Source organism: Pseudomonas sp. NPDC086278 (assembly GCF_050280905.1).
Taxonomy (GTDB): Bacteria; Pseudomonadota; Gammaproteobacteria; order Pseudomonadales; family Pseudomonadaceae; genus Aquipseudomonas.
Map to the genome: position 1 here is coordinate 1 of NZ_JBNNWE010000008.1, position 22,597 is coordinate 22,597.

Genomic DNA, 22,597 nt, shown 5'->3' on the forward strand with positions numbered 1-22,597 from the left:
AGGCAAGGCCCGACCGCCAACAACTGCAACCCTGCGCGGTTTCTCTTTGTGCAGTCGGAGGAGGGCAAGCAACGTATGCTTCCGGCACTCAAGGGGGCTAATGGCGAGAAAGTTCTGGCGGCGCCAGTGACGGTGATTATCGCCATCGATACGCAATTTATTGAGTTCCTTCCCCAGTTGTTCACTGCGTACGACCTGGCAGCCATGCTGCGAGATGATCCTGCAGCAGCCGCTACGATAGCTTTTCGTAACGGCAGCTTGCAGGGCGCTTACATGATATTGGCCGCGCGGGCGCTAGGATTGGATTGCGGCCCCATGTCCGGTTTCGATAGCGCCAGACTTGATCAGGAGTTTTTCCCGGACGGTCGCTGGAAAAGCAATTTTCTCTGCAGTCTTGGCTATGGCGACAGAGAGAAAGTTCGTCCTAAAGGGCCGCGTTTGAGCTTTGAGCAAAGCTGCATCGTGGTTTAGTGAGCAGCGTCGGCCTGAAAGAGCGCGTCACGCGACGAGCCGCTCATTAGCGTGGCAGGAGCACACCCTGCGGGCCTTGCAAGTTGATGCATACTGGGCATGTAGTGCTCCGGATTACCGCACTTTTCGCCGGCTCGAACCTCGCACCTATTGCCAGGTTAGTTAAAATCTTACTCCCAAAAAATAGTTGAGCATCGACTTTAGAAAAAACTGACAGTAACCGGAGATTTCATGCTCGACAGCAGATAGCCTTATAACTCAACTAAATGGATGTTTAGTTGAGTTATATCTCTATATTATTCGTGAGGAGGGGGCGTGAGTCTAATTCAAGCTCACTTTCCGGCCTTTAAAAGGGCTTGGAAAGCTTCCATTGTGGCTTGTTCTGACTCTTTGATTTGGTTGAGCACAGCCATAAGGTGCTGAGAAATTTCGTCCACCATTGCTGAGTTTGGTAGATCACCCAGGAGGCTGGACATCTTTTTTAGGCGGTTCACTTGTGAGAAAGCATTGGCAAGCCTGTTGTTGACTGCCTCACTGAAAATGTCAGCTTTATCTAAGAATTGAGATGGCAGTTCGATCGTGATCTTCGTGGCTTGAGCAGCCAGATCTTTCCGTGCGTTTTCATCATTTAGCAAATCCACCACATAGGTTTGATCGCCATCAGAGGGCACTACGTAGCATCTGAATTTCGCGATCTCTATCTGGGTAGCTCCAACGGGTGTTGTCATGATCTGAGCTAGGAGCTTTGCGCTTGCGGCCCGTTCACGTTTTCTTTGAGCTTTATCAAAGCTCCAGATAATAAGTGCGATTGTTGCAGCAGCAGACGTCGCCACAGCCGCTACGGCGTCCCAGTCGATTTTCCATTCTGTACACAGCCACATGCAATATCTCCGTCAATTGGTAAGGCACGTTTGTAGAGCGGCATTCAAGCATGTGGTGGCAGACACCGCCATGAAGAAAGGAAGAGGCCTCACCGGGCTTTAAATCTGATGTGGCAGCGCTTTAGATCTGCGCAACCAGTCCACGCGATACGCTCCAGTTTTCACACAGCGACGCGTGTACGTGTGGATTTCTGACGTGTGTAATGCCGTAAACGAACAAGCGCTCCCTAAAAAGACTCCTTAAATCAAACGAATAAGCGATCTCGCATGCGGTGTGCGATCACGCAGTCGGAGGCGATGTTTTTGGATTCGCTGTGGATGACGTAAAATTAGGCATTACAGCGACGGCAAAGGCCGCGCGGCCACACAGCCAAGAAAATTCTTCCGAGCGTTCTGGCTGCCAGATCCTCATATTTTGCTGAGAATTCGTGAGGTACCGGATGAAATGCAAAAACTAAGGTCTTGATTTGGCACCATTCTCATTTTTTGCCGTTTTTCTCACATTTCAATAATCTCGACAGTCACACCGGGGTAATCATGAAATACTTTGTTACGTGTAATGTATATTATGTTAAATAATGTGTCATGGTAGAAATGTTCATAAGCCTCGTTAGGCACTGATTCGACAAATCCGTTTCTGACGTCCACTCTCTCAACGGGCCAAGTTTTTCGTGTTCATGGCACTCACGATTTTCTCGGCGATTAGAACCGTAATAGTCGTCGGCATCTCAAAGGGCTAGCTGATCATGGCGTTGAGCAATTCCTATGAAAACTAAAGATGAATCTGAAGAAAGTACGACCACCGAGGCTCCACTCGTCATTCATGAAATTGGCAGTTTTTTTGTCGGCGGTGAGGTGGTTAGTTTGTCGGGGATGCCAAAAAGGGCGCGCGTCAGTACCTTGAATGGCCCTGCTCATCCCATTGAGCAAAACGGTGAAATCGTCGTCGGTCAGATGTACGTGCAGTACGTGAAACTTGCTGCGCCTCGCGGTTCATGCCCTTTGATGTTGTGGCATGGAGGTGGCATGACAGGCGTCAATTGGGAAACGACGCCCGACGGCCGGCCTGGATGGCAGATGTTCTTCTTGCGTGCGGGTTTCGATGTGTACGTATCGGACGCAGTAGAACGCGGCCGCGCATCGTGGGCACCCTACCCTCAAATTTATGACGAGGTCCCCTACTTCCGTACAGCACGGGAGGCGTGGGAAGAGACCTTTCGCTTCGGCCCGGCTGGCTCGTGGAACGTCGATCCGGTTTTGCGCCGTCCTTACAGCGATCTACGCTTTGACGCTGCGCACTTCGAATCATTCATGAATCAGTTTGTGCCTCGCTGGGCGACGAATAATGTGCGGACGCAGCGGGCGTACGACGCATTGATCGCACGTATGGGGCATTCGATTCTGCTGACTCACAGCCAGGGTGGCAATTTTGGAATGACGGCGGCGCTGCATTCTCCGGAGCAGGTAAAAGCCGTCATCTCGCTGGAGCCTTCAGGCGCGCCTGACCCTCTGCAATACGACCCGATGGTGTTGCGTGGCGTCCCACATCTGTTTGTGTGGGGCGACTATCTGGATGTAAATCCGTTCTGGGTACACTCTATGCCCGCCGCACATCGTTGGGCCGAGGCCTTGAGGGCGGCAAATGTTGACGTTGAATGGATTGTTCTGCCTGAGCGCGGAATCCATGGAAACAGTCACGCATTGATGGCTGACAACAATAGCGACGCTATTGCCGCACTTGTTCTTGAGTGGCTCGTTCGCAAAGGCTTGATCGCAACGCCAGGCTGATCCCCCCTTCGATCCTGCTAGCGATCCATGTCTGCGGCTATCTCAACCGCATCAAGGCCGGCGCAGTGAATTTCACCTACGGAGCATTGAAGGACTCTATAAATCTCAGAAATCACCTGCATCGTTGCGTCTTCGATGGTGCCTTCATTCCGGCATAAAACCCAGCCGTGATCTGCAATCGCTTGCTCGAACGCCCTGGTACACGCGACATGTTCTTCCAGCTTATGGATCACCGTACTGCTCAACCCACGCCGGCGTGCCGCTGCCCTCGCCCATGAAATATCAGGGTCGGTGACAACCCCGACATGCAGGTCTGGCACTTGCACGTTTCGATCCATGTTTAGCTGCAGAATCTGCGAAAACGGGATTGTCCGGCGGAACGCGGCATCAGACGGGTACCAGCGATCGATCAAGATGATGCTGCCTGGTGGCTGTTTAGCCAGCACGTGCCGAGAGATCCAGGTACGACTATCCGCAAAGCGTTCACATACCCTCAACTCCAAATCCCGAGAGGGATTTCTGACGAGTTTGTTAACGAGGGCCATTGTTTCAGCCCTGAAGGGATCGCTTTTTTTCTCGCAAAGTCGGATCACCTTTTTATTGTCTGCCCTCAGTGCTTTCGTAACGGCCTCCAACAGTGTGGTTTTGCCGGTTCCCTTGGGCCCATCTAGAGAGACAAACAGCGAACGATTCATTCTTCACATAACGATCTGAACAGAGATTGATGCGCACTCTAACAGGGTGGAACTTCTCTCATAGGGCTTTTCAGCTAGTATCAATAGCTCCATGGCAATCCGGGCAGCACGTCATGATCTGGGTAACGCCAACATGAAAACCCTCACGGCGCTTTTCACCTGCCTGTTCGCTGCTGGTGTCTATGTGGCGACGAGCACCTGTGCCACTGCAGCGTCCACCCCGGCCATCTTCAAAACCAGTTTCGACTGCACCAGTACAAAGGTCGCTGTCGAAAAGCTGATCTGTCGCGACTCACAACTGGCGCAGATGGATGTCGAGCTGACACGTCTCTATCGCCTGGCACTCACTGATGAACATTCAGTACCGCGTCCGGACAAGGTCACCATCGACCAACAGTTCTGGATCGATGCGCGCAATCAGTGCGCTGCCGACCCAGTGCCCAAAACGTGCGTTATTCGCAGTTACGCCGAACGCGCCTTTCAACTGCGCCAAGGCTCGGCGATTGTGCGCACCAAAGACCCGGACCGGCTCACGGAAGGCCCGCTGGCGTATCGCTGTGCCGGGCTTAACGCGCTGATTGCCGCCACCTTCTTTACCACCCAGCCCGGCGTTGTGTACCTGAGATGGGCCAATGCCTCGATCACCCTGAGCCAGGTGCCAAGTGATTCTGGCGCGCGATACACGGGCAAGGATTCCCAAGGCAATTACAGCTTCTGGCAAAACGACGACCTTGTGCTGTTCCAGAAGCCAGGCTCGGTGGCAATGAAGTGTACCGCCGAGCCAATTGGCTAAAGCCCCCACCCCCCGCTTACAAATACCAGCGATACTCCCGCGCACTGATCTCCTGCATGAATGCCAGATGGTCCTGTCGTTTGTTCTCGCAATACACGTCCACAAACTCGGCGCCAAGGCCTTCGCGAAGTTGCGGCTGATGCTGCATGACACGGACGGCATCGAGCATTTCCAGCGGGAAACCGACGCCGCTGTTGCGATCATCATTCAACGGCGGGATCGGCTCTTTGCCCGCGTCCAACCCATGTTCAAGCCCCACCAGAATCGCCGCCAACACCAGATAAGGATTGGCGTCCGCGCCGGCCAGGCGATGTTCGATCCGCAGGTTCTTCGCATCCGATTCAGGAATCCGCAGGCAGGCATCGCGGTCCTCGAACCCCCAGCTCGCTTGATTGGCCACGTTGGTGGTGCCGCCCAACCGGCGAAAGGCGTTCTGGTTCGGCGCGAAGACCGGCATGCAGTGCGGCAACAACTCCAGACACCCGGCCACGGCGTGACGCAACGGTTGCTGCTGATTGGCCGCGAGGATGTTACTGCCGGCCGCGTCATAAAGACTGACATGCACATGCATGCCGCTGCCCGGATGCTGCAAGTAAGGCTTGGCCATGAAACTGGCGCGGTAACCGTGTTTCAGCGCCACGCCACGGCTGCTGCGACAAAACAGCGCCGCCCAGTCGGCGGCCCGCAACCCGTCGTCGAGATGCCCGAAATTGATCTCGAACTGGCCCGGACCCAGTTCGGCAGTGATCACCGTAGTGTCGATACCCTGCGCGCGCGCCGCTTCGACCATGTCATCCAGCACCGGCGCAAACCGTGACAGGCGCTCGATGTGCATGTTCGGTTGATCATCGGCATCGTCCGTCAGCCCGTCGCGGGGAAACTGTGGCAGTCCGTCGCGCAGCTGTCTGTCGAACAGGTAGAACTCCAGCTCGAACGCCACCACGGGATGAATGCCCTTGCCCGCCAGCCGTTCCAGCACGTGTGCCAGGACCTGGCGGGGTTCGAACACGATCGGCTGGTCGGTGCCGTCCGAGGTGATCAACATCTGCCCCAGCGATTGCGCTTCCCAGGTCACCGGTTGCAGTGTGCCCGGCACCAAGCGCCGCACCGCATCCGGGTCGCCGTCGTTGAAGCAGTAATCACCAATCTTGAACAGGCCGCCTTGCACCCCCAGCAGCACGCAGTTTTGCGGCAGCTTGAGCGCGCTGCCGGCCGCCACTTTTTCCAACATATCCACGGGATAACGCTTGCCGTAGAAATGCCCCGGAATGTCCAGGGCAATCAGGTCGACATAACGCACGTCGGGATAGCGTTGGCGAAAGGCACGCACTTCAGCCAGCAGGTCAGAGCAGACAGCATCCATCATGGTTGGTCCTTGGTTGGTTCTCAGGTGTAAACCCAAAGCACTCGCGTGAGTTGTTCGGAAAGGTTGCCGTAGCGGCAACGGGTGTGGCTGTCGAACTGGAAACTGTCGCCAGCGCTCAAGATCACCGGATCGTCGTCGCCCAGCCACAGCGTCAACTCCCCTTCAAGCACGTAACCGCCCTGCTCCGAGCTGTCCGTCAGGTGCCGGTCGCCACTGCTGGCGCCCGCTTCGAGGTGACTTTCAAGCATCGAAAACGACGCGCGGATTTTCGGCGACACCAAAATGTCGGTGATGCCGTTCGCGTAATACAGCGTGCGGCGCTCGTCCGGCCGCGTGACCCAAGGCAATTCCTTGGGCTTTGGCAAGCTGTAGAAGTAGGTGGTGGGCACGCAGAGGGTTTCACTGATCGCTGTCAGATCGGCCACGGTGGGCCGCGACAGGCCCCGTTCGACCTGCGACAAAAAGCCGACCGAGCGGCCGATCTGGTCGGCCAGGTCTTTCAACGTGTATTTCTTGTGCTTGCGCAGGTCGTGAATCAGGATCGCCAGCGCAGCGATTTCTTCTTGCTTGTCCATGTACGGAGTTCCTCAAATACTGTCGCGCAGTCGATACCACGCCTTGCCGATGGCTTCCAGCGGCGCGGCCAGGTATTTGCCTCCGGGAAAGCGGCCGTTCTCCAGGCCTTGGTACAACGCCAGTTCATCGGTCTGACCGAGAATCGCGTCAGACACTGCACGGGCGGCGGCCAGCGTCGGCAGCACGCCATGCCCGGAATAACCTTGCAGCCAATAGCGATTGCCGCTGCCGCCAATGTCGGGGGTACGTTTGAGTGTCAGGTCGATGTGCCCGCCCCAGGCGAATTCCAGCGCCACGCCTTTGAGCTGCGGAAATACGCGCTCCAGAAACGGCCGAGTCGCGCCAGCGATGTCGTTGGGCATGCCGCCCAGATAGGTGCAGCCACCGCCGAACAGCAATCGGTGGTCCGGCGTGCGACGGAAATAGTCGAGAACGAATTGGTTGTCGGTGACGCAGACGTCGCTCGGCAATAACGCCGTGGCCTGCTCGGGCGTCAGCGGCTCGGTGGCCACTTGATAGGTGCCGACCGGCAACACGCAACGGGCCAGTTGCGGGTCGAGTTCGTCGAGATAGGCATTGCACGCCAGCACCAGAACGTCTGCGCGAATCGATCCGCGCTCGGTGTTGACCCGCCACCGACCGCCCTCCTCTCGATAACTCAGCGCTTTGCTCTGCTCATGAATGCGGCCGCCGGCCCGTTCAATCGCCGCCGCGAGGCCGAGCGCCAGTTTCAGTGGGTTCAGGTGCCCGCCTTCGGGGTCGTAGAGACCGGCCTGATAACGCTCGCTGGCGATCCATTGCGGTAACTGCTCACGCGGGATGAACTGCAAACCGTCGTGACCCCACTTGTGACTGGCTTCGTGCTGCCACTCGGTCAACAGACTGACCCGGCGCGGCATCACTGACGTCCACAAATGGCCGGCGCGATAGTCGCAGTCGAAACCATAACGCCCAGGCAACTCACGCGACTCCTGCGCGGCCCAACGCATGCCGTCCCACAAGCGTCGGGCGCGTTCGTAACCGAGCGCCGCCTCCAGCGGTGGCATGTCGCACGACCAGCCGAGAATCGCCTGACCGCCATTGCGCCCCGAGGCGGCCCACGCCACCCGACTGGCTTCCAGCAACGTCACACGCTTGCCGGCCAGGGCCAGGCGCAATGCCGTATGCAACCCGCTAAACCCGGCGCCGACGATCACTACATCGGTGTCGTGCTCACCTGCCAGTTCAGCTCGAGTGGTCAGGCGATCAGCGCAACTGTGGGCGTAATAGCTGGCGACATGCTGCGTGGATTGCTGGAACATACCGCCCTCATGAAATTATCTATTTATAATTTCATGAAAAACTACAGCAATAATTTCACACAAGCAACCTTGCCTTCAAATTGGTGGCGCGCCCTCGGGTTGATCCTGCACCCATTGCCAGAACAACTGATACCCGACCGCGAGCACCACCGGCCCGATAAACAAGCCGATGATTCCGCTGGTGACCATGCCGCCCAACGCTCCGATCAGCACCACCGGCATCGGCACGTCCACCCCGCGCCCGAGAAGCAATGGCTTGAGCACGTTGTCGACCAGCCCGGCAATGAACACATAAATGGAGAAAATAATGGTCGTGGTGCTGACCCCTTCGGTGCCGATCACATAGGCAATCACCGGCACCGTAATCAGCGTCACCGGCAGTTGCATGATCCCCAGCAGCAACACCGCCAAGGCCAGTAACCCGGCGCCGGGAACACCTTTGAACACAAACCCGAGCCCCACCAGCAACATCTGAATGAACGCGATACCGACCACGCCCAACGCCACGGCGCGAATGGTCGCGGTGCACAGCTCGGCGAGTTGCGGGCCCTTGGCCGGACCGCTGACGCGCGAAGCAATTTGCACGGCGCTACGACTACCGGCTGCGCCATGGGCCATGAACACCCCGGCGATGATCAGCGCAAAAATGAACGTAAGAAAACCCATGCCGACCCCGGCGAGTTTGCCCAGCAGGCCCAGGCTGGCGTGTTTGATCTGCGGAATGTATTTCGCGGTCAGGTCGGGCAGGTCCGTGGAGGCCTGCAGCCATACGTCCGACAGCGGTTTGCCTACTACCGGCCAACTGGCGACGGATTCGGCAGGCGGCGGAATATGGAACCCGCCTGCCTTTACGGTGCTCATGGCGTGCTCGACGGAGTCGGCAATCGAAGTCCCCAGCAGGTAAATCGGCACCATCAGTATCACGATGGCAATCAGCACGATCAACGTCGCAATCCGCCCTTCTTTTTGCCCGAGCGGCCCTTTCAGCCGTTCTTGCAGCGGATAGAGAGTGATCGCGAGGATCAGCGACCACAGCATCAAATCGCGAAACGGCTGGAAAATCTCAAAGCAGAACAGCACCAGGATGGCGATCAAACCGGCGCGGATCAGTACATCGAGCAGGCTGCGCGTCAACGTCTTCTCGGTGAAAGGTACGGGCACCATGGGTGCCTCCTTGCAGGTCGTTTGTGGGCGGGGTAAGCCCAGCATAGACGCTCAATATCGGTATCGCCGCGCTGCACGCCAAACGTTTCGGGCACTTGAGCGCAGAAATGGCGGAAGGCAGCCGGAGTCGAACCTGCCCGGGAACGGATGCCGTCCCCAACCGGGTTTGAAGCCCGGCCGCGCCACCGGGCGCGATTGCCTTCCTTGAAATCAGTGATCGTTTGCCTGGGCCAGGGCGCTGTCGAACCGCACCTGGCGTCTGTCGCCGAGGCGTCGCGTCAGGCCGATCCGGTCGAAGTATTCGAGAATCTGAATGCTGCGCTTGCGCCCCAACCCTGCCGCGTCGCGGAACTCGCTGACCTGAATCACCGGGTTCTGCGCCGCCAGTTGCACAAGCATAGCCGCCAATCGACGGAGCATCGCGTCGGTGTAAAACAGGTCACGGACCACTTGGTGCAGCAGGCCCAACCGCGCCATTTTGCGCAGCAGCAAACGCACCGAGGCCTCATCGTGTCCGAGGTTGCGGACCCACGGCGCATCAAAACCGGCTTGTTCGAACTGCGGCTCCAGCTGCTGCCACAGCGTTTCATCGTCTTCGCTCAAACGCACCTGATGCTCGGGCAGATGCAGCCACGGCCCGCTGGCGACGATGGCACCGCTGGCGAGTAATTCGTCGAGCAGGCTGATAAACGTCGGTCGATCCAGCGCGGTGCCGGTGAAGCGGCGCAGGCGATCACGGTCCGGGCCCATCTGATCCGGTTCGAGTTGATGAAAGCGTGCGAGGTGTTCCAGCAGCGGCGTTTTCAGCGCATCCCAACGGGCGACACTGAACAGCAACGGGCCTTGACGCGTATCGATCAGGCGCACGTCATCGGGCAACACCCAGCCGCTGCGTGGCCGATTGAACTGGCGTTCGAGCTGCTGCGGAGCAAGCCCGCTGTCGCTGTTGGCCAACAACGCCGGCCATATTGCTTCCAGATTGGCGAACGTCGCGAGCGCTTGTAGCTGCGCCAATCGCTCAGGACTTCGACGTTGGCGGGTCGGCGCAAACGGGTCGAGGACGCGGCCACCGCCCAAGGTTCGCTGAGCACTCTGATCGCGCAGAATCAACGGATCGCCCTGCACCGCATGCACGGGCGCATTCAGCAGGATTTGCGCAAACATCCGCGCCCCCGGCGCCAGGCTTGCGCCCTCCAGCAGCGCCACCCGCCCCGTCACGTCTTGCGTGCCCAGATGCACATGCACCGGTTGAAAATGCTCGAACGGTTTTGACTCGCTGGCCAGCAAGCGCAGCTCGATGTCCAGCCGCCGGGTCGGTGCGAACAGCCAATCCGCCAACAGCCACTGGCCGCGATGAATCTGCTCCAGCGCCAGACGCTCCGCGCTCAGGTTCAGCGCCACCCGCTGCCCGGCCATTGCGACCTCGGCCGGCTGATTCTGTGCGTGCAAGCCGCGAACACGCACCGGTTTGCCCTGCGGGCCGAGCAGCAGCGTATCGCCCACGGCCACTTGCCCCGACAACGCGGTGCCGGTGACCACGATCCCTGCGCCCGCCACGCTAAACGCACGATCGATGGCCAGTCGAAAACCGCCGCCGGTGCTGCGCTGAAGCACGTCTTTTTGTGCCTCAAGCAAGGCTTGGCGCAGGGTGTCGATGCCCTCCCCGGTCACACTCGACAGCGCAAACTGCGGCGCGTCGGCAAACGGTCCGGGCGCCAGCAAGCTGTCGATTTGCTCGCGCACGACCTGCACTCTGGCCGCCTCCACCCGGTCGCATTTGGTGATAGCAATCAACGCCCGAGGAATGCCCAGCAGTTCGACAATCGCCAGATGCTCGCGCGTCTGCGGCATCACGCCGTCATCCGCCGCGACCACCAGCAACACCAGATCAATGCCTTGCGCGCCGGCCAGCATGTTGTGGGTGAAGCGCTCATGCCCCGGCACATCGATAAAACCGGTCAGCGCTGCGCCCGGCTCAAGTGCCGCGTAGAGATAACCGAGGTCAATGGTCATGCCGCGTTCGCGTTCCTGCGGGCGCCGATCACCGGCCTGACCAGTCAGTGCTTGCAGCAACGCAGTCTTGCCGTGGTCGATGTGCCCGGCGGTGCCGACAATCACCCTGGCACCCGCAGTTGATCGAGTTGCGCCAGCCACGCCGCTTCATCGTCCAGTTGCCGCAAGTCCAGCCACAATGCGTCATCGTCCAGGCGCCCGAGCACCGGAATCGCCAACTGCCGAAACGCCGTTTCAAGCGCCAGCAATTGCCGCCCGCGCAGGCGTTTGGTCACATTCGGCCGCAGGCACAACGCCGCACTCGGCAGGCGCGCGACCGGTTGGCTGCCGCTGCCGATCATGCCCAGCGCCGACACCGCGCCGAGGCTCCAGCCTTCGCCCAGGACCTTGGCCAACGACGGTTGCAGGCGTTCGGCCTGGGCGAGGATGTCGGCTTGCGCTCGGGTCAGCAGGCGCAAACTGGGCAGTCGCTCCGCCAGTCGATCCGGGTTGCGATACAAGCCCAGCACCGCTTCAAGCGCGGCGAGGGTCAGTTTGTCGACGCGCAGTGCACGCTTGAGCGGGTTTTTTTTGATTTTGGCGATCAGTTCTTTGCGGCCGACGATCAACCCGGCCTGCGGACCGCCGAGCAATTTATCGCCGCTGAAAGTGACGATGTCCGCGCCATCCACCAGCGCCTGACGCACCGTCGGCTCTGCCGGCAGCCCCCAACGCGTGAGGTCCAGCAGACTGCCGCTGCCCAGGTCCTCGAGCAGCGGCAAACCGTGTTGGTGCGCCAGCGTCGCCAACTCGGCGGTCGACACGCGGGTGGTGAAACCCTGAATGTTGTAATTGCTGGCATGCACGCGCATCACCAGGCCGCTGCGCGGGTTGATGGCCGCTTCATAGTCCTTGGCGTGGGTGCGATTGGTGGTACCGACCTCGTGCAGCTTCACCCCGGCGCGGGCCATGATGTCCGGAATGCGAAACGCGCCGCCAATCTCGATCAACTCACCGCGCGAAATGATGCCTTCCTTGCGCGCGCCCAGACTGTTGAGCGTCAGCAGCACCGCGGCGGCATTGTTGTTGACCACGGTCACCGCTTCGGCGCCGGTCAGCTCGCGAATCAGCCCTTCGATCAGGTCATCGCGGTCGCCGCGCTTGCCGCTGTGCAGGTCGAATTCGAGGTTGAGCGGATACCGCGCGGCCATTTGCACCGCTTCAATCGCTTCCTCCGGCAACAGCGCGCGACCCAGATTGGTGTGCAGCACCGTGCCGGTCAGGTTGAACACGCGACGCACGTGGCTGCGATGCTGAGTGGCCAGGCGTTCGCCGGCCCTGCCCGCCAACACCTCGGGGGCAAGTTCGACGGCGTCGAGTTGACCGGCCAGTACCGGCTCACGCAAGTCATCGAGTAACTGCCGAAGACTGGCCAGCAGCGCATCGCGCCCATAGCGCTCGGCCAACGGCTGACACGCCGCGTGGCGCAACAAACTGTCGATGGAAGGCAGCCGCAAGGCTTGGCTGGTGGATCTGGCGGACATCCGGCACCCCTGAAAACGACTGACCGCCTGAGTGTAGACGCTGAATCTTTTCCCCCGCAGGCGCGCTCCCGCATTGGATGTATAAACACCGGACCCTTGTGGGCGCGAGCTTGCTCGCGAAGACGATTGATTGAACGCCGCCGAACCCCGGACGATGTTCTTTCACCGTCAGTCGCCACCGGGCGCCAACAGCAGATTCGGCGCCAGCCGTTGATAACCTTCCTGCTCCAGGCGCATGTCCAGCATCAGGCTGCTCAGGTCGGTCGACAGCGCTTCGGCGTCGGCGTCGTTTTCCAGGTACAGCAACTTCAAGTAGCTGTGACAACCGGGGCAGACTTCGGCGCGTAACGGCGCTTGATTGGCGGCATGGCGGTCGTCATCGAGGCTGAGGTATTCCAGGCCTTTGCTCTGTTCGCAATAAACGCACTTGACCCGCACCACGTGCCATTCGCAGGCACACAACGAGCACACCAGATAACGCAAACCGTTGTATTTTCCGCGCTGGCGAATGACCCCGGCCATGGCGGGCGAACCACAGGCCGGGCATTGGCTGAGGCTGTCGCCGGGCTTGAGTTCGAGGTTCGGCGTGTCCAGCAACCAATGGCTCCAGGTCACTTGCAGCGCCGCGCCGAGAAACGGCACCACTTCGGCGGGCAACAACGAGTATTGCCCGCTGACCAGCGCAACGCCCCAGGCCTTGAGCTGTCCGGGGTTGGCCGATAGCAGCGTGTTGATCGCACTTTTGACCGCCGGTTGAGGCGGTGGCTTATAGCGCAGCAACAGCGCGTACAGAAACGGCAGCCATTCACCCTCGCGCACCAGGCTGTCAGCGGCGTACGGCGGCAAACCCTGTTGCTGGCAGATTTTCAGCCGTTCGGGGTCAGGCAATACGTCAACCGGCAGGTCATCCAGCAATTCCTGTTGCAGATGACACAGCCCGGCCACCAGCCGCAGGTAATCAGCGAGCGGATGCCCCTCGGCCAGGCGCTCCAGCCCCAACGCCCGCAGCGTGAACAGATGACGCGGTGGCACATGCAAAAACGGCGGTGAACTCGCCGCTGCTTCGATCTCGCCAGGCTCAAGAATCGTTGCCAAGTGCTTATCCTTTTTTGCTGGCCGGCCGCTCGGGAACGTCGTCACGCGTCACTTCGCGGTACCAGAGTTCATGGTGTTTTTTCGCCCAGGCGCGGCTGACCCAACCATGCAACATCGCGCTGATCGAGCCTTTGATCCAGATCCCGGCGTAGATGTGAATGATGATGCTCAGCACCAGCACAAACCCGGCCAGCGCATGCAGCAGCATGGCCCAGCGAATGGCGGTGATGCCGAAATACACGCTGAAATAGGCGCGCCAGATTACCAGTCCGCTGAACAGCAGCCCCAGCATGCAGGCCAGCAAGGTCCAGAACAGCAGCTTCTGCCCCGGGTTGTACTTGCCAACGGGCGGCACGCCCTCCTCCTCGTTCTGAATCACCCGGCCTATCCGCTTGAGCCACAGCCCATCGTTGCGAATAAAGAAATTGGCCCGCCAGAAGCGAATCACCAGCCCGAGGAACAGCAAAAACATCAGCACGCCCATGAACGGATGCAGCACCCGTGTCCACGGCCCGCCGCCAAACAGGTTGCTCAGCCAGAACAGCGCCGGGTGAAACAGCGCCAGTCCCGACAGCGCCGCCATGAAAAACAGGATCGCCACCAGCCAGTGGTTGGTCCGCTGGTTAGCGGTATAGCGCAGGATCTGCTTGCGGATCATGGTCTGTCCTCCCCGCGCGGATCAACGATGTGCACCGACGGATCGATTTCATGCACCGCCGGGTCTTTGAACGGCGGCAACTCGTCCTCTTCCACCACCTGCGGCCCGATGCGCACGTAATGGAAGAACCCGGCCAGCACCGCCAGGCCCATGGCGAGCAAGCCCAAGGGTTTGCTCACGCCTTTCCACAATTCCACCAACGGGCTGATCGTCGGGTCCTTGGCCAGCCCGGCGTACACCTGCGGCGTGTCGGCATGGTGCAGCACGTACATCACGTGCGTGCCGCCGACCCCGGCCGGGTCGTATAAACCGGCGTTCTCGAAGCCGCGACTTTTCAGGTCGACGATGCGTTCGGCGGCGTGTTCCTTCATGTCTTCCTTGCTGCCGAAAACAATGGCGCCGGTCGGGCAGGTTTTGACGCAGGCCGGTTCCAGGCCCACTTCGACCCGGTCCGAACACAGCGTGCATTTATAGGCCTTGTGATCCTTTTGCGAGATCCGCGGGATGTTGAACGGGCAACCGGTGATGCAATAACCGCAGCCGATGCAGTGGTCCTGGTCGAAATCGACGATGCCATTCGCGTGTTTGATGATTGCCCCGGGGCTGGGGCACGCCGCCAGGCAACCGGGCTCGGCGCAGTGCATGCAGCCGTCCTTGCGGATCAGCCACTCGAGGTTGCCGGCGTCGGTTTCATGCTCGGTGAAGCGCATCAGGGTCCAGGTTTCGGCGCTGAGGTCGTGCGGGTTGTCGTAGGTGCCAAGGTTGTGACCGACTTCGTCGCGCAACTCGTTCCATTCCGAGCACGCGACCTGGCACGCCTTGCAGCCAATGCATTTGGTGGTGTCGATCAGCTTGGCGACTTCCTCCTGATTGCGCACTGACGACGGCACCGTGGTGGTGGCCGAACGGGCGATGATGTCTTGGCTAGCCATTAGACTTTCTCCACGTTGACCAGGAACGACTTGGATTCCGGGGTTTGCGAATTGCCATCGCCGAGGAACGGCACCAGGGTGTTAGTGAGATAGCCGTGCCGCGTGAGCCCGGTAAAGCCCCAATGCAACGGAATGCCGATGTGGTGCACCACTTGCCCGTTGACCTGCAACGGCCGAATGCGCTTGGTGACCACCGCCACCGCTTCGATGAAGCCGCGCTTGCTGCTGACCCGGACTTTGTCGCCGGCGACGATGCCCTTCTCGTTCGCCAGCACTTCACCGATCTCGACGAATTGCTCCGGTTGGGCAATCGCGTTGAGCTTGCAATGCTTGCTCCAGAAGTGGAAATGCTCGGTCAGCCGGTAACTGGTGGCCGCGTACGGGTAATCCTTGGCCACGCCGAGGGTGTCCCACACCGAATCGAAGATCCGTGCCGCCGGGTTACTGGTGGCTTTCTTGTTGTTGGGGTGCAGCGGGTTGATGCCGATGGGCGTCTCGAACGGTTCGTAGTGCTCGGGGAATGGCCCCTCGTTCATCTTGTCGACGGCGAAGAATCGCGCCACGCCTTCGGGGTTCATGATGAACGGGTTCATCCCGGCGTCCGGCGCCGAGTCGGCCTTGTAATCCGGTACGTCGGTGCCGGTCCAGACCTTGCCGTTCCACCACACCAGCCGCTTGTTCTCGGCCCACGGTTTGCCGGCCAGGTCCGCCGAGGCGCGGTTGTAGAGAATCCGCCGGTTCATCGGCCAGGCCCACGCCCAGCCCAGGTGCTGCTTCATGCCGTACGGATCGCTGTTGTCGCGGCGAGCCATCTGATTGCCCGTTTCGGTCCAGCTGCCGCAGAAAATCCAGCAACCGGACGCAGTGCTGCCGTCGTCCTTGAGTTGCGCAAAACCGCTCAGTTGCGCGTTGCCCTTGATCGCCGCGCCAGTGGCATCGGTGAAATCCGTGGTGGCGTAGCCGTTGATTTCCTTGGCCAGTTCTTCCGGCGAAGGTTCATCGGCAATCTTGTACGACCACGCCAGTTTCAGGATCGGCTCGGCATACGCGCCGCCATTGGCCTGGTAACGCTGGCGCAGGCGCAGGAACAATTCGGCCATGATGCGAATGTCAGTCTGCGCTTCGCCGGGGCCGTCCGCGCCTTTCCAGTGCCATTGCAGCCAGCGACTGCTGTTGACCAGCGAACCGTCCTCTTCGGCAAAACAGGTGGTCGGCAGGCGGATGACTTCGGTCTGAATGTCGGCGCTGGTGACATCGTTGTACGGCCCGACGTTTTTCCAGAATTCCGAGGTTTCGGTGGACAACGGGTCCATCACCACCAGCCATTTGAGTTTGGCCAGCGCCGCCATCACCCGGTTTTTGTCGGGCAGCGCCGCAATCGGATTGAAGCCCTGACACATATAGCCGTTGACCTTGCCCTGGCCCATCTGGTCGAACATTTTCAGGATGTCGTAGCTCGGGATGTCGAGCTTGGGCAGGTAGTCGTAGCCCCAATGGTTGTCGGCCGTGGCGTTGGCGCCGTACCAGGCTTTCATCAGGCTGACGTGGAATTTGCCGTAGTTCTGCCAATACGACAGCTGCCCCGGACGCAACGGCTTGAGCGCCCGTTTGGCAATGTAGGCGTCGTAATCCTGTTCGGCGTCCACCGCTAACGTCAGGTAGCCCGGCAATGAGTTGGAGAGCAACCCGAGGTCGGTCAGGCCCTGGATATTGGAATGCCCACGCAAGGCATTGACGCCACCCCCCGGCATGCCGACGTTGCCCAACAGCAGTTGCACCATGGCGGCGCTGCGGATGATCTGCGAGCCGATCGAGTGCTGCGTCCAGCCCAGCGCATACAGAATCGTCATGGTCTTGCCCGGTTGCGAGCAGGTGGCGATTTCTTCCCAGATCTTCTTGATTGCCTCCACCGGCATGCCGCAGATCTGGCTGGCCAGGTCGATGTTGTACCGGCTGTAGTGGGTTTTCATCAGCTGATACACGCAGCGCGGGTCTTGCAGCGTCGGGTCGACTTTGGCGAAGCCGTCCTCGCCGATTTCATAGCCCCAGCCGGATTTGTCGGTATAGCTGCGCTTGGCCACGTCGTAGCCGCTGAAGATCCCATCTTCGAAGCTGAACCCGGCTTTGACGATGAACGACACGTCGGTGTACGCGTTGACGTACTCATGCTGGATTTTGTCTTCAGTCAGCAGGTAATTGATCAGCCCGCCCATGAAGGCAATGTCGGTGCCGGTGCGAATCGGCGCGTAATAGTCTGCCACCGAGGCGGTCCGGGTAAAACGCGGGTCGACCACGATCAGCCGCGCCTTGTTGTGCGCCTTGGCTTCGGTCACCCATTTGAAGCCGCACGGGTGCGCTTCTGCTGCGTTGCCGCCCATCACCAGGATCAGGTTCGCGTTGGCGATATCGGTCCAGGTATTGGTCATGGCACCACGGCCGTACGTCGGGGCAAGACTTGCCACCGTCGGGCCGTGTCAGACACGCGCCTGGTTATCGAACCCCAGCATGCCGAGACTGCGAATGACCTTGTGGGTGATGTAACCCGCTTCGTTGGACGCCGCCGAGGCCGCGAGGAACCCGGTGGTCAGCCAGCGATTGACCGTTTGGCCTTGCGCATTCTTCTCGATGAAGTTGGCGTCGCGGTCGGCTTTCATCAGGTCGGCGACCCGGTCCAGCGCTTCATCCCAGGAGATGCGCGTCCATTCGGTACTGCCGGGCTTGCGCACCTGCGGGTACAGCAGACGACTGGGGCTGTGAATGAAATCCAGCAGGCCCGCGCCTTTGGGGCACAGCGTGCCGCGATTGACCGGGTGGTCGGCGTCGCCTTCGATGTGGATGATGCTTTGCGCGACGTTCTTGGCCTGGTCGCCCTGGCTGTACATGATCAAGCCGCAACCGACCGAGCAATACGGGCAGGTGTTACGGGTTTCATGGGTTTGGGCGAGTTTGAAATGACGCACTTGCTCGGCGAAGGCCGGCGTTGGGAGCATTCCCAGCGCGCCGAGGCTCGAACCCGCAAGGCCGATACCGGCGACCTTGAAGAACTGACGACGGTTGAGGTCCATCGTGCACTCCTGATCAGGTGAAACCCGGTACTTTCGCCGGGTTTCTTTGGGCAGACACGGTCGCGGCAGCGTGGCTGCCGACACTTAAAACTCTAGTCAATGGCACCGTGGCCTGTGTGAAAACCGACCGTCGGCCATCCCCAATCACCCGCCAACACCCAACCCTGTGGGAGCGGGCTTGCTCGCGAAAGCGTCAGTTAATTCAACCTCTATGCAAGCTGACCCAGCGCCTTCGCGAGCAAGCCCGCTCCCACAGGTTTTGTCTCGCGCCCACAGGGGCATGGCGATTATCATGGCCGCCATCACCCACGCTGTTACGAGACTGAGCATGACTTTCGATTTTGATCAGGTGTTCGACCGCCACCACACCGGCAGCACCAAGTGGAGCCGCTACCCGGCCGACGTCTTGCCGATGTGGGTCGCCGACATGGACTTCGCCGCGCCGCCGGTCATCGTTGAAGCCCTGCGCAAACGCCTGGAACACCCGATGGTCGGTTACAGCGTGCCTCAGGATGACTTGCGCGCAGCCGTGGTCGCCGATCTCTGGAACAAGTACGCCTGGCGCGTATTGCCCGAAGAACTGATCTTCCTGCCGGGTGTGGAATCGGGCTTCAACATGGCGCTCAAGGCACTGATCGAGCCGCAGCAGAACGTGGTGGTTCAGGTGCCGAACTATCCGCCACTGCGTCACGCCCCGGGCCACTGGGGGTTGAACAAGATCGAGCTTGAATTCGACGCGCAGGCCGATGGCACTTACACCAGCCAACTCGACGCCTTGAACCAAGCCTTGAAAGGTGGCGGCGCGTTGTTGCTGAGCAACCCGCACAACCCGCTGGGCAAGGTCTTCCCCCGCGAAGAATTGCAAGCGATTGCCGACATCTGCCTGGAACACGACGCGTGGATCATCTCCGACGAGATCCACGCCGAGCTGTGCTTCGACGGCCGCGTCCACTTGCCCACCGCCACCCTGAGCCCGGACATCGCCAAACGCACCATCACCCTGATGTCGGCGAGCAAGGCCTACAACATCGCCGGTCTCAAGACCTCGTTCATGATCATTCAAGACCCGGCGCTGCGGGCACGGGTCAACCACGCCCGCTGCGGCATGGTCGACAGCGTCAACCCGCTGGGCATGGAAGCCACCCGTGTCGCCTACAGCGAAGGCGGCCCTTGGCTGACCGGGTTGAAAACGTACCTGCAAAGCAATCGCGATTACCTGGTGGAAGCCGTTCGCACGCGTTTGCCAGGTGTGACCATGACCGTCCCGCAAGGCACGTACTTGGCGTGGCTGGATTGCTCGGCGCTGGGCCTGGACAACCCGCAGCAGTTCTTCCTCGACAAGGCGAAAGTCGGGTTGAGCGCCGGCATCGACTTTGGCGACAACGCCCGGCAATTCGTGCGCTTGAACTTCGGCTGCCCTCGGGCGTTGCTTGAGGAAGGCATTGCGCGGATGGAGCGCAGTCTGGCCAGGTGAAATCCAACCGAACTCAAGGCAAACGCGCAGGGTCCATCCTTTGACGCTGTTGCCTTGAGAACGGAGATTTCCCCATGACCGAGTACCCGAAACCACCCTTCAAACCACAAAGCCAATCCGTCCCCGGTGCCCAGCGGAAAATGGACCCGTACCCGGATTGCGGCGAGCAAAGCTATACAGGGTCGGGCCGGCTCGACGGCAAGATCGCCCTGATCACCGGTGCCGACAGTGGCATCGGCCGCGCCGTGGCCATCGCCTTCGCCCGTGAAGGCGCGGATGTCGCCATCGCCTACCTCAATGAACATGAAGATGCGCAAGAAACCGCGCGCTGGGTCGAGCAGGCCGGGCGCCAAGCCTTGCTACTGCCCGGTGATATCGCCCAGAAAGCGCAATGCCAGGCGCTGGTCGACAAGACCGTGGAGCGTTTCGGCCGCATCGACGTACTGGTCAACAACGCCGCGTTCCAGATGACCCACGAAGACTTCGAAGACATCCCCGACGAAGAATGGGTGATGACGTTTGATGTGAACGTCACGGCCATGTTCAGGATCTGTCAGGCCGCGCTGAAGCACATGAAGCCCGGCAGTTCGATCATCAACACCAGTTCGGTTAACTCGGACATGCCCAAACCCACCCTCCTTGCGTATGCCACCACCAAAGGCGCGATTGCCAACTTCACCGGCGGCCTGGCGCAGATGCTCGGGCCGAAGAACATCCGGGTGAACAGCGTGGCGCCGGGACCGATCTGGACGCCGCTGATCGTCTCGACCATGCCTGATGAGGAAGTGCAGAACTTCGGTGGCGAAACCCCGCTGGGGCGACCGGGGCAACCGGTGGAAGTGGCGCCTATTTATGTGCTGCTGGCGTCGGATGAAGCGAGTTACATCACCGGTCAGCGCTATGGCGTGACCGGTGGCAAGCCGATTCTTTAACGCAGCGCCCCACCACCGCGAGCATCGACTATGAGTTTCACTGTATGGGTGGCCGTGCTGGGCGCGGTGTTGCTGGCGCTCGCGCTGACCTCGTCGTACCTGCGCTGGATGCCGGTCACCACCTCGGCGGTGTGCCTGGTGTTGGGCGCGGCGATTGGGCCGGCGGGGCTTGGGCTGTTGAAGCTGAACACCGACGATGCCTCGACGTGGATGGAGCACCTGACGGAAGTCGCGGTGCTGTTTTCGTTGTTTGTCACGGGGCTGAAGCTGCGCTTGCCGCTCAAGGATAAAAACTGGCGGATTGCGTTTGGCCTGGCGGGCCCGGTCATGGTCTTGACCATCGGCGGAGTCTGTCTGCTGTTGCACTACGTCTTTGGGGTGTCGTGGGGCGCCTCGATGTTGATCGGCTCGATCCTGGCGCCGACCGACCCGGTACTCGCCGCCCTCGTCCAGGTCAACGACGCCCGGGATGACGACAGCGTGCGTTTCGGCTTGTCCGGGGAAGCCGGGCTTAACGACGGCATCGCTTTCCCGTTTGTGATCCTCGGCTTGCTGCTGTTGCAACACGACGGCAACCCCGGCTGGTTCGGCGATTGGCTGTTAAACAGTGTGCTGTGGGCGGTTCCTGCCGGTTTGCTCTTGGGTTACTGGATGGGCCGTGGCATCGGGCGACTGACGCTGTCGCTGCGCATCCGCAATGACGACAGCACGTTGTCGCCGAACGATTACCTGGCACTCGCGCTGATCGCCCTGGCGTATGTCGGCGCCGAATCGATTCACGCCTACGGCTTTCTCTCGGTGTTCGCCGCTGGCCTGGGTTTGCGTCAGGCAGAGGTCAAGTCCACGGGCGACTCTCGCGTGCCCGCCGAGCACCTGGTGCAAGCGGTGGTGGGACACCAGAACGTCGAACCGCAAGACGCCGTTCATGGCGACACCGACCAACTTGAAGACACCCAGGTCGCGGCGGGCATCATGATGGGCGACATGCTCGCTTTCGGCAGCCTGGTGGAGCGGGCCATGGAAGTGTTTTTGGTGACGTTGCTTGGCGTGGTGTTGATCGCGCATTGGGACTGGCGGGCGCTGCCGATCGGTGCCGTGCTGTTTTGCCTGATCCGCCCACTGAGCGTCGCTGTGATGCCATGGGGCCGGTTGCTCGAGTGGCGCCAACGGCTGCTGATCGGCTGGTTCGGCATTCGCGGCATCGGCAGCCTGTATTACCTGTTCTACGCCTTGAACCACGGGTTGGGGCAGTCGGTCGCGACGTTGTGCACCGACCTGACCTTGTCCGTGGTGGCACTGAGCATTGTTATCCACGGGATCAGCACTCAGCCCTCCCTCGCCCGGTATGAACGGCGCAAGAAACAGGTTAATTGATTTTTCGGCAGCCAATGTCGCGACGAAACTATCGAATTTTCGCTTTCAAATTTTTGAAATCCCTCCGCACCTCGACAGTCACAACCTTAACCCCCGCCCAATAGATGCGGGCCCCGTCAGGTCACGTTCCCCTGCGGCAACGATGCCTATTAAAAGGAACCTCGGACAATCAAGGTGCCGGTCATGATGCAATTTTCTTCCCCCGAGCAAATCAAAGCCTGTCGCGCGTTTGCCCTCGAACGTAACCGCCAGATGTTCGAAGAAGCCCAGGCCCTCAGCCGCTGCGCCTTCGAGATGCTGGACGGTGGCGACCTGGACCTGGAGCGGTTTGATCAATATCAGGCGATGCGCCGAAAGGCGGATTTGAAGTTTCAGGAAGCGATCGAGCATCTGCAATTGCTGAACGAGGATTTTCCGCCGATTCCTATGTCGGCCAACAACTCCCATCGTTTGCGTCAGCAGCTTGAGCATCGAGCGTAAGCAACAGGCTCCGTCG

The 22,597-nt window shown here is 60.1% G+C and carries 19 protein-coding genes and 1 tRNA gene; 7 read left to right on the plus strand and 13 right to left on the minus strand.

All coding sequences use genetic code 11. The annotated features are described in order from the left end of the window. Positions 1-471: malonic semialdehyde reductase (locus tag ACQKP4_RS04220; protein ID WP_427630702.1), on the plus strand; the 471-nt coding region annotated here is incomplete at its 5' end. Positions 472-803: 332 nt separating this feature from the next. Here ACQKP4_RS04220 and ACQKP4_RS04225 read toward each other — a convergent pair. After that, on the minus strand, positions 804-1,352 hold the full coding sequence (locus tag ACQKP4_RS04225) for a hypothetical protein (RefSeq protein ID WP_427630704.1): 549 nt from the start codon (positions 1,350-1,352) through the stop codon (positions 804-806). A 765-nt stretch (positions 1,353-2,117) separates the two neighbouring features. On the opposite strand from ACQKP4_RS04225, the gene ACQKP4_RS04230 reads away from it, so the two are divergent. Continuing rightward, on the plus strand, positions 2,118-3,140 hold the full coding sequence (locus ACQKP4_RS04230) for a hypothetical protein (protein WP_427630705.1): 1,023 nt from the start codon (positions 2,118-2,120) through the stop codon (positions 3,138-3,140). Positions 3,141-3,157: 17 nt separating this feature from the next. On the opposite strand, the gene ACQKP4_RS04235 is transcribed toward ACQKP4_RS04230, so the two are convergent. Beyond that, complete coding sequence (locus ACQKP4_RS04235; protein ID WP_427630707.1) at positions 3,158-3,835, minus strand: dTMP kinase; 678 nt, start codon at positions 3,833-3,835, stop codon at positions 3,158-3,160. 133 nt (positions 3,836-3,968) lie between these two features. On the opposite strand from ACQKP4_RS04235, the gene ACQKP4_RS04240 reads away from it, so the two are divergent. Beyond that, on the plus strand, positions 3,969-4,628 hold the full coding sequence (locus ACQKP4_RS04240) for an MliC family protein (RefSeq protein WP_427630709.1): 660 nt from the start codon (positions 3,969-3,971) through the stop codon (positions 4,626-4,628). Positions 4,629-4,644: 16 nt separating this feature from the next. On the opposite strand, the gene ACQKP4_RS04245 is transcribed toward ACQKP4_RS04240, so the two are convergent. The 11 genes from ACQKP4_RS04245 to fdnG form a co-directional block, all read right to left on the minus strand. Next, entirely contained in the window at positions 4,645-5,991 is a 1,347-nt protein-coding gene (locus ACQKP4_RS04245) for a glutamine synthetase family protein (RefSeq protein ID WP_427630829.1), read from the minus strand. Positions 5,992-6,014: 23 nt separating this feature from the next. Continuing rightward, positions 6,015-6,569, minus strand: coding sequence for a helix-turn-helix domain-containing protein (locus ACQKP4_RS04250; RefSeq protein WP_427630711.1), 555 nt, complete (start codon positions 6,567-6,569; stop codon positions 6,015-6,017). Positions 6,570-6,581: 12 nt separating this feature from the next. Then, positions 6,582-7,871, minus strand: a complete 1,290-nt coding sequence (locus ACQKP4_RS04255) for an NAD(P)/FAD-dependent oxidoreductase (protein WP_427630713.1) — start codon at positions 7,869-7,871, stop codon at positions 6,582-6,584. A 75-nt stretch (positions 7,872-7,946) separates the two neighbouring features. After that, the gene (locus tag ACQKP4_RS04260; protein WP_427630715.1) at positions 7,947-9,035 is read right to left on the minus strand and encodes an AI-2E family transporter; all 1,089 of its coding nucleotides are present in this window, start codon (positions 9,033-9,035) and stop codon (positions 7,947-7,949) included. 108 nt (positions 9,036-9,143) lie between these two features. Beyond that, positions 9,144-9,239, minus strand: a tRNA-Sec gene (locus ACQKP4_RS04265). A gap of 6 nt (positions 9,240-9,245) precedes the next feature. After that, positions 9,246-11,153, minus strand: coding sequence for a selenocysteine-specific translation elongation factor (selB, locus tag ACQKP4_RS04270; RefSeq protein ID WP_427630717.1), 1,908 nt, complete (start codon positions 11,151-11,153; stop codon positions 9,246-9,248). Next, entirely contained in the window at positions 11,150-12,571 is a 1,422-nt protein-coding gene (selA, locus tag ACQKP4_RS04275) for an L-seryl-tRNA(Sec) selenium transferase (protein ID WP_427630719.1), read from the minus strand. Before selA ends, selB begins: the two co-directional genes overlap by 4 nt. Before the next feature lie 168 nt (positions 12,572-12,739). Further along, positions 12,740-13,666 carry a formate dehydrogenase accessory protein FdhE gene (gene fdhE / locus ACQKP4_RS04280; protein WP_427630721.1) on the minus strand — a complete coding sequence of 309 codons (927 nt, stop codon included), beginning with the start codon at positions 13,664-13,666 and terminating at the stop codon, positions 12,740-12,742. Positions 13,667-13,670: 4 nt separating this feature from the next. Next, on the minus strand, positions 13,671-14,324 hold the full coding sequence (locus tag ACQKP4_RS04285) for a formate dehydrogenase subunit gamma (RefSeq protein ID WP_427630723.1): 654 nt from the start codon (positions 14,322-14,324) through the stop codon (positions 13,671-13,673). Beyond that, positions 14,321-15,256, minus strand: a complete 936-nt coding sequence (gene fdxH / locus ACQKP4_RS04290; protein WP_427630725.1) for a formate dehydrogenase subunit beta — start codon at positions 15,254-15,256, stop codon at positions 14,321-14,323. The genes ACQKP4_RS04285 and fdxH overlap by 4 nt, the downstream gene beginning before the upstream one ends. Continuing rightward, complete coding sequence (fdnG, locus tag ACQKP4_RS04295) at positions 15,256-18,321, minus strand: formate dehydrogenase-N subunit alpha (protein WP_427630727.1); 3,066 nt, start codon at positions 18,319-18,321, stop codon at positions 15,256-15,258. The genes fdxH and fdnG overlap by 1 nt, the downstream gene beginning before the upstream one ends. A gap of 328 nt (positions 18,322-18,649) precedes the next feature. Here fdnG and ACQKP4_RS04300 point away from each other — a divergent pair, with 328 nt between their 5' ends. From ACQKP4_RS04300 to ACQKP4_RS04315, 4 genes are all read left to right on the plus strand, one after another. Next, the gene (locus ACQKP4_RS04300) at positions 18,650-19,795 is read left to right on the plus strand and encodes a MalY/PatB family protein (RefSeq protein WP_427630729.1); all 1,146 of its coding nucleotides are present in this window, start codon (positions 18,650-18,652) and stop codon (positions 19,793-19,795) included. Positions 19,796-19,869: 74 nt separating this feature from the next. After that, positions 19,870-20,727 (plus strand): SDR family oxidoreductase, encoded by an 858-nt coding sequence (locus ACQKP4_RS04305; RefSeq protein ID WP_427630731.1) that lies wholly within the window; start codon positions 19,870-19,872, stop codon positions 20,725-20,727. Between the two features lie 30 nt (positions 20,728-20,757). Continuing rightward, the gene (locus ACQKP4_RS04310; RefSeq protein ID WP_427630732.1) at positions 20,758-22,101 is read left to right on the plus strand and encodes a cation:proton antiporter; all 1,344 of its coding nucleotides are present in this window, start codon (positions 20,758-20,760) and stop codon (positions 22,099-22,101) included. A 183-nt stretch (positions 22,102-22,284) separates the two neighbouring features. Continuing rightward, positions 22,285-22,581, plus strand: a complete 297-nt coding sequence (locus ACQKP4_RS04315; RefSeq protein ID WP_427630734.1) for a hypothetical protein — start codon at positions 22,285-22,287, stop codon at positions 22,579-22,581. Positions 22,582-22,597 lie beyond the last annotated feature (16 nt).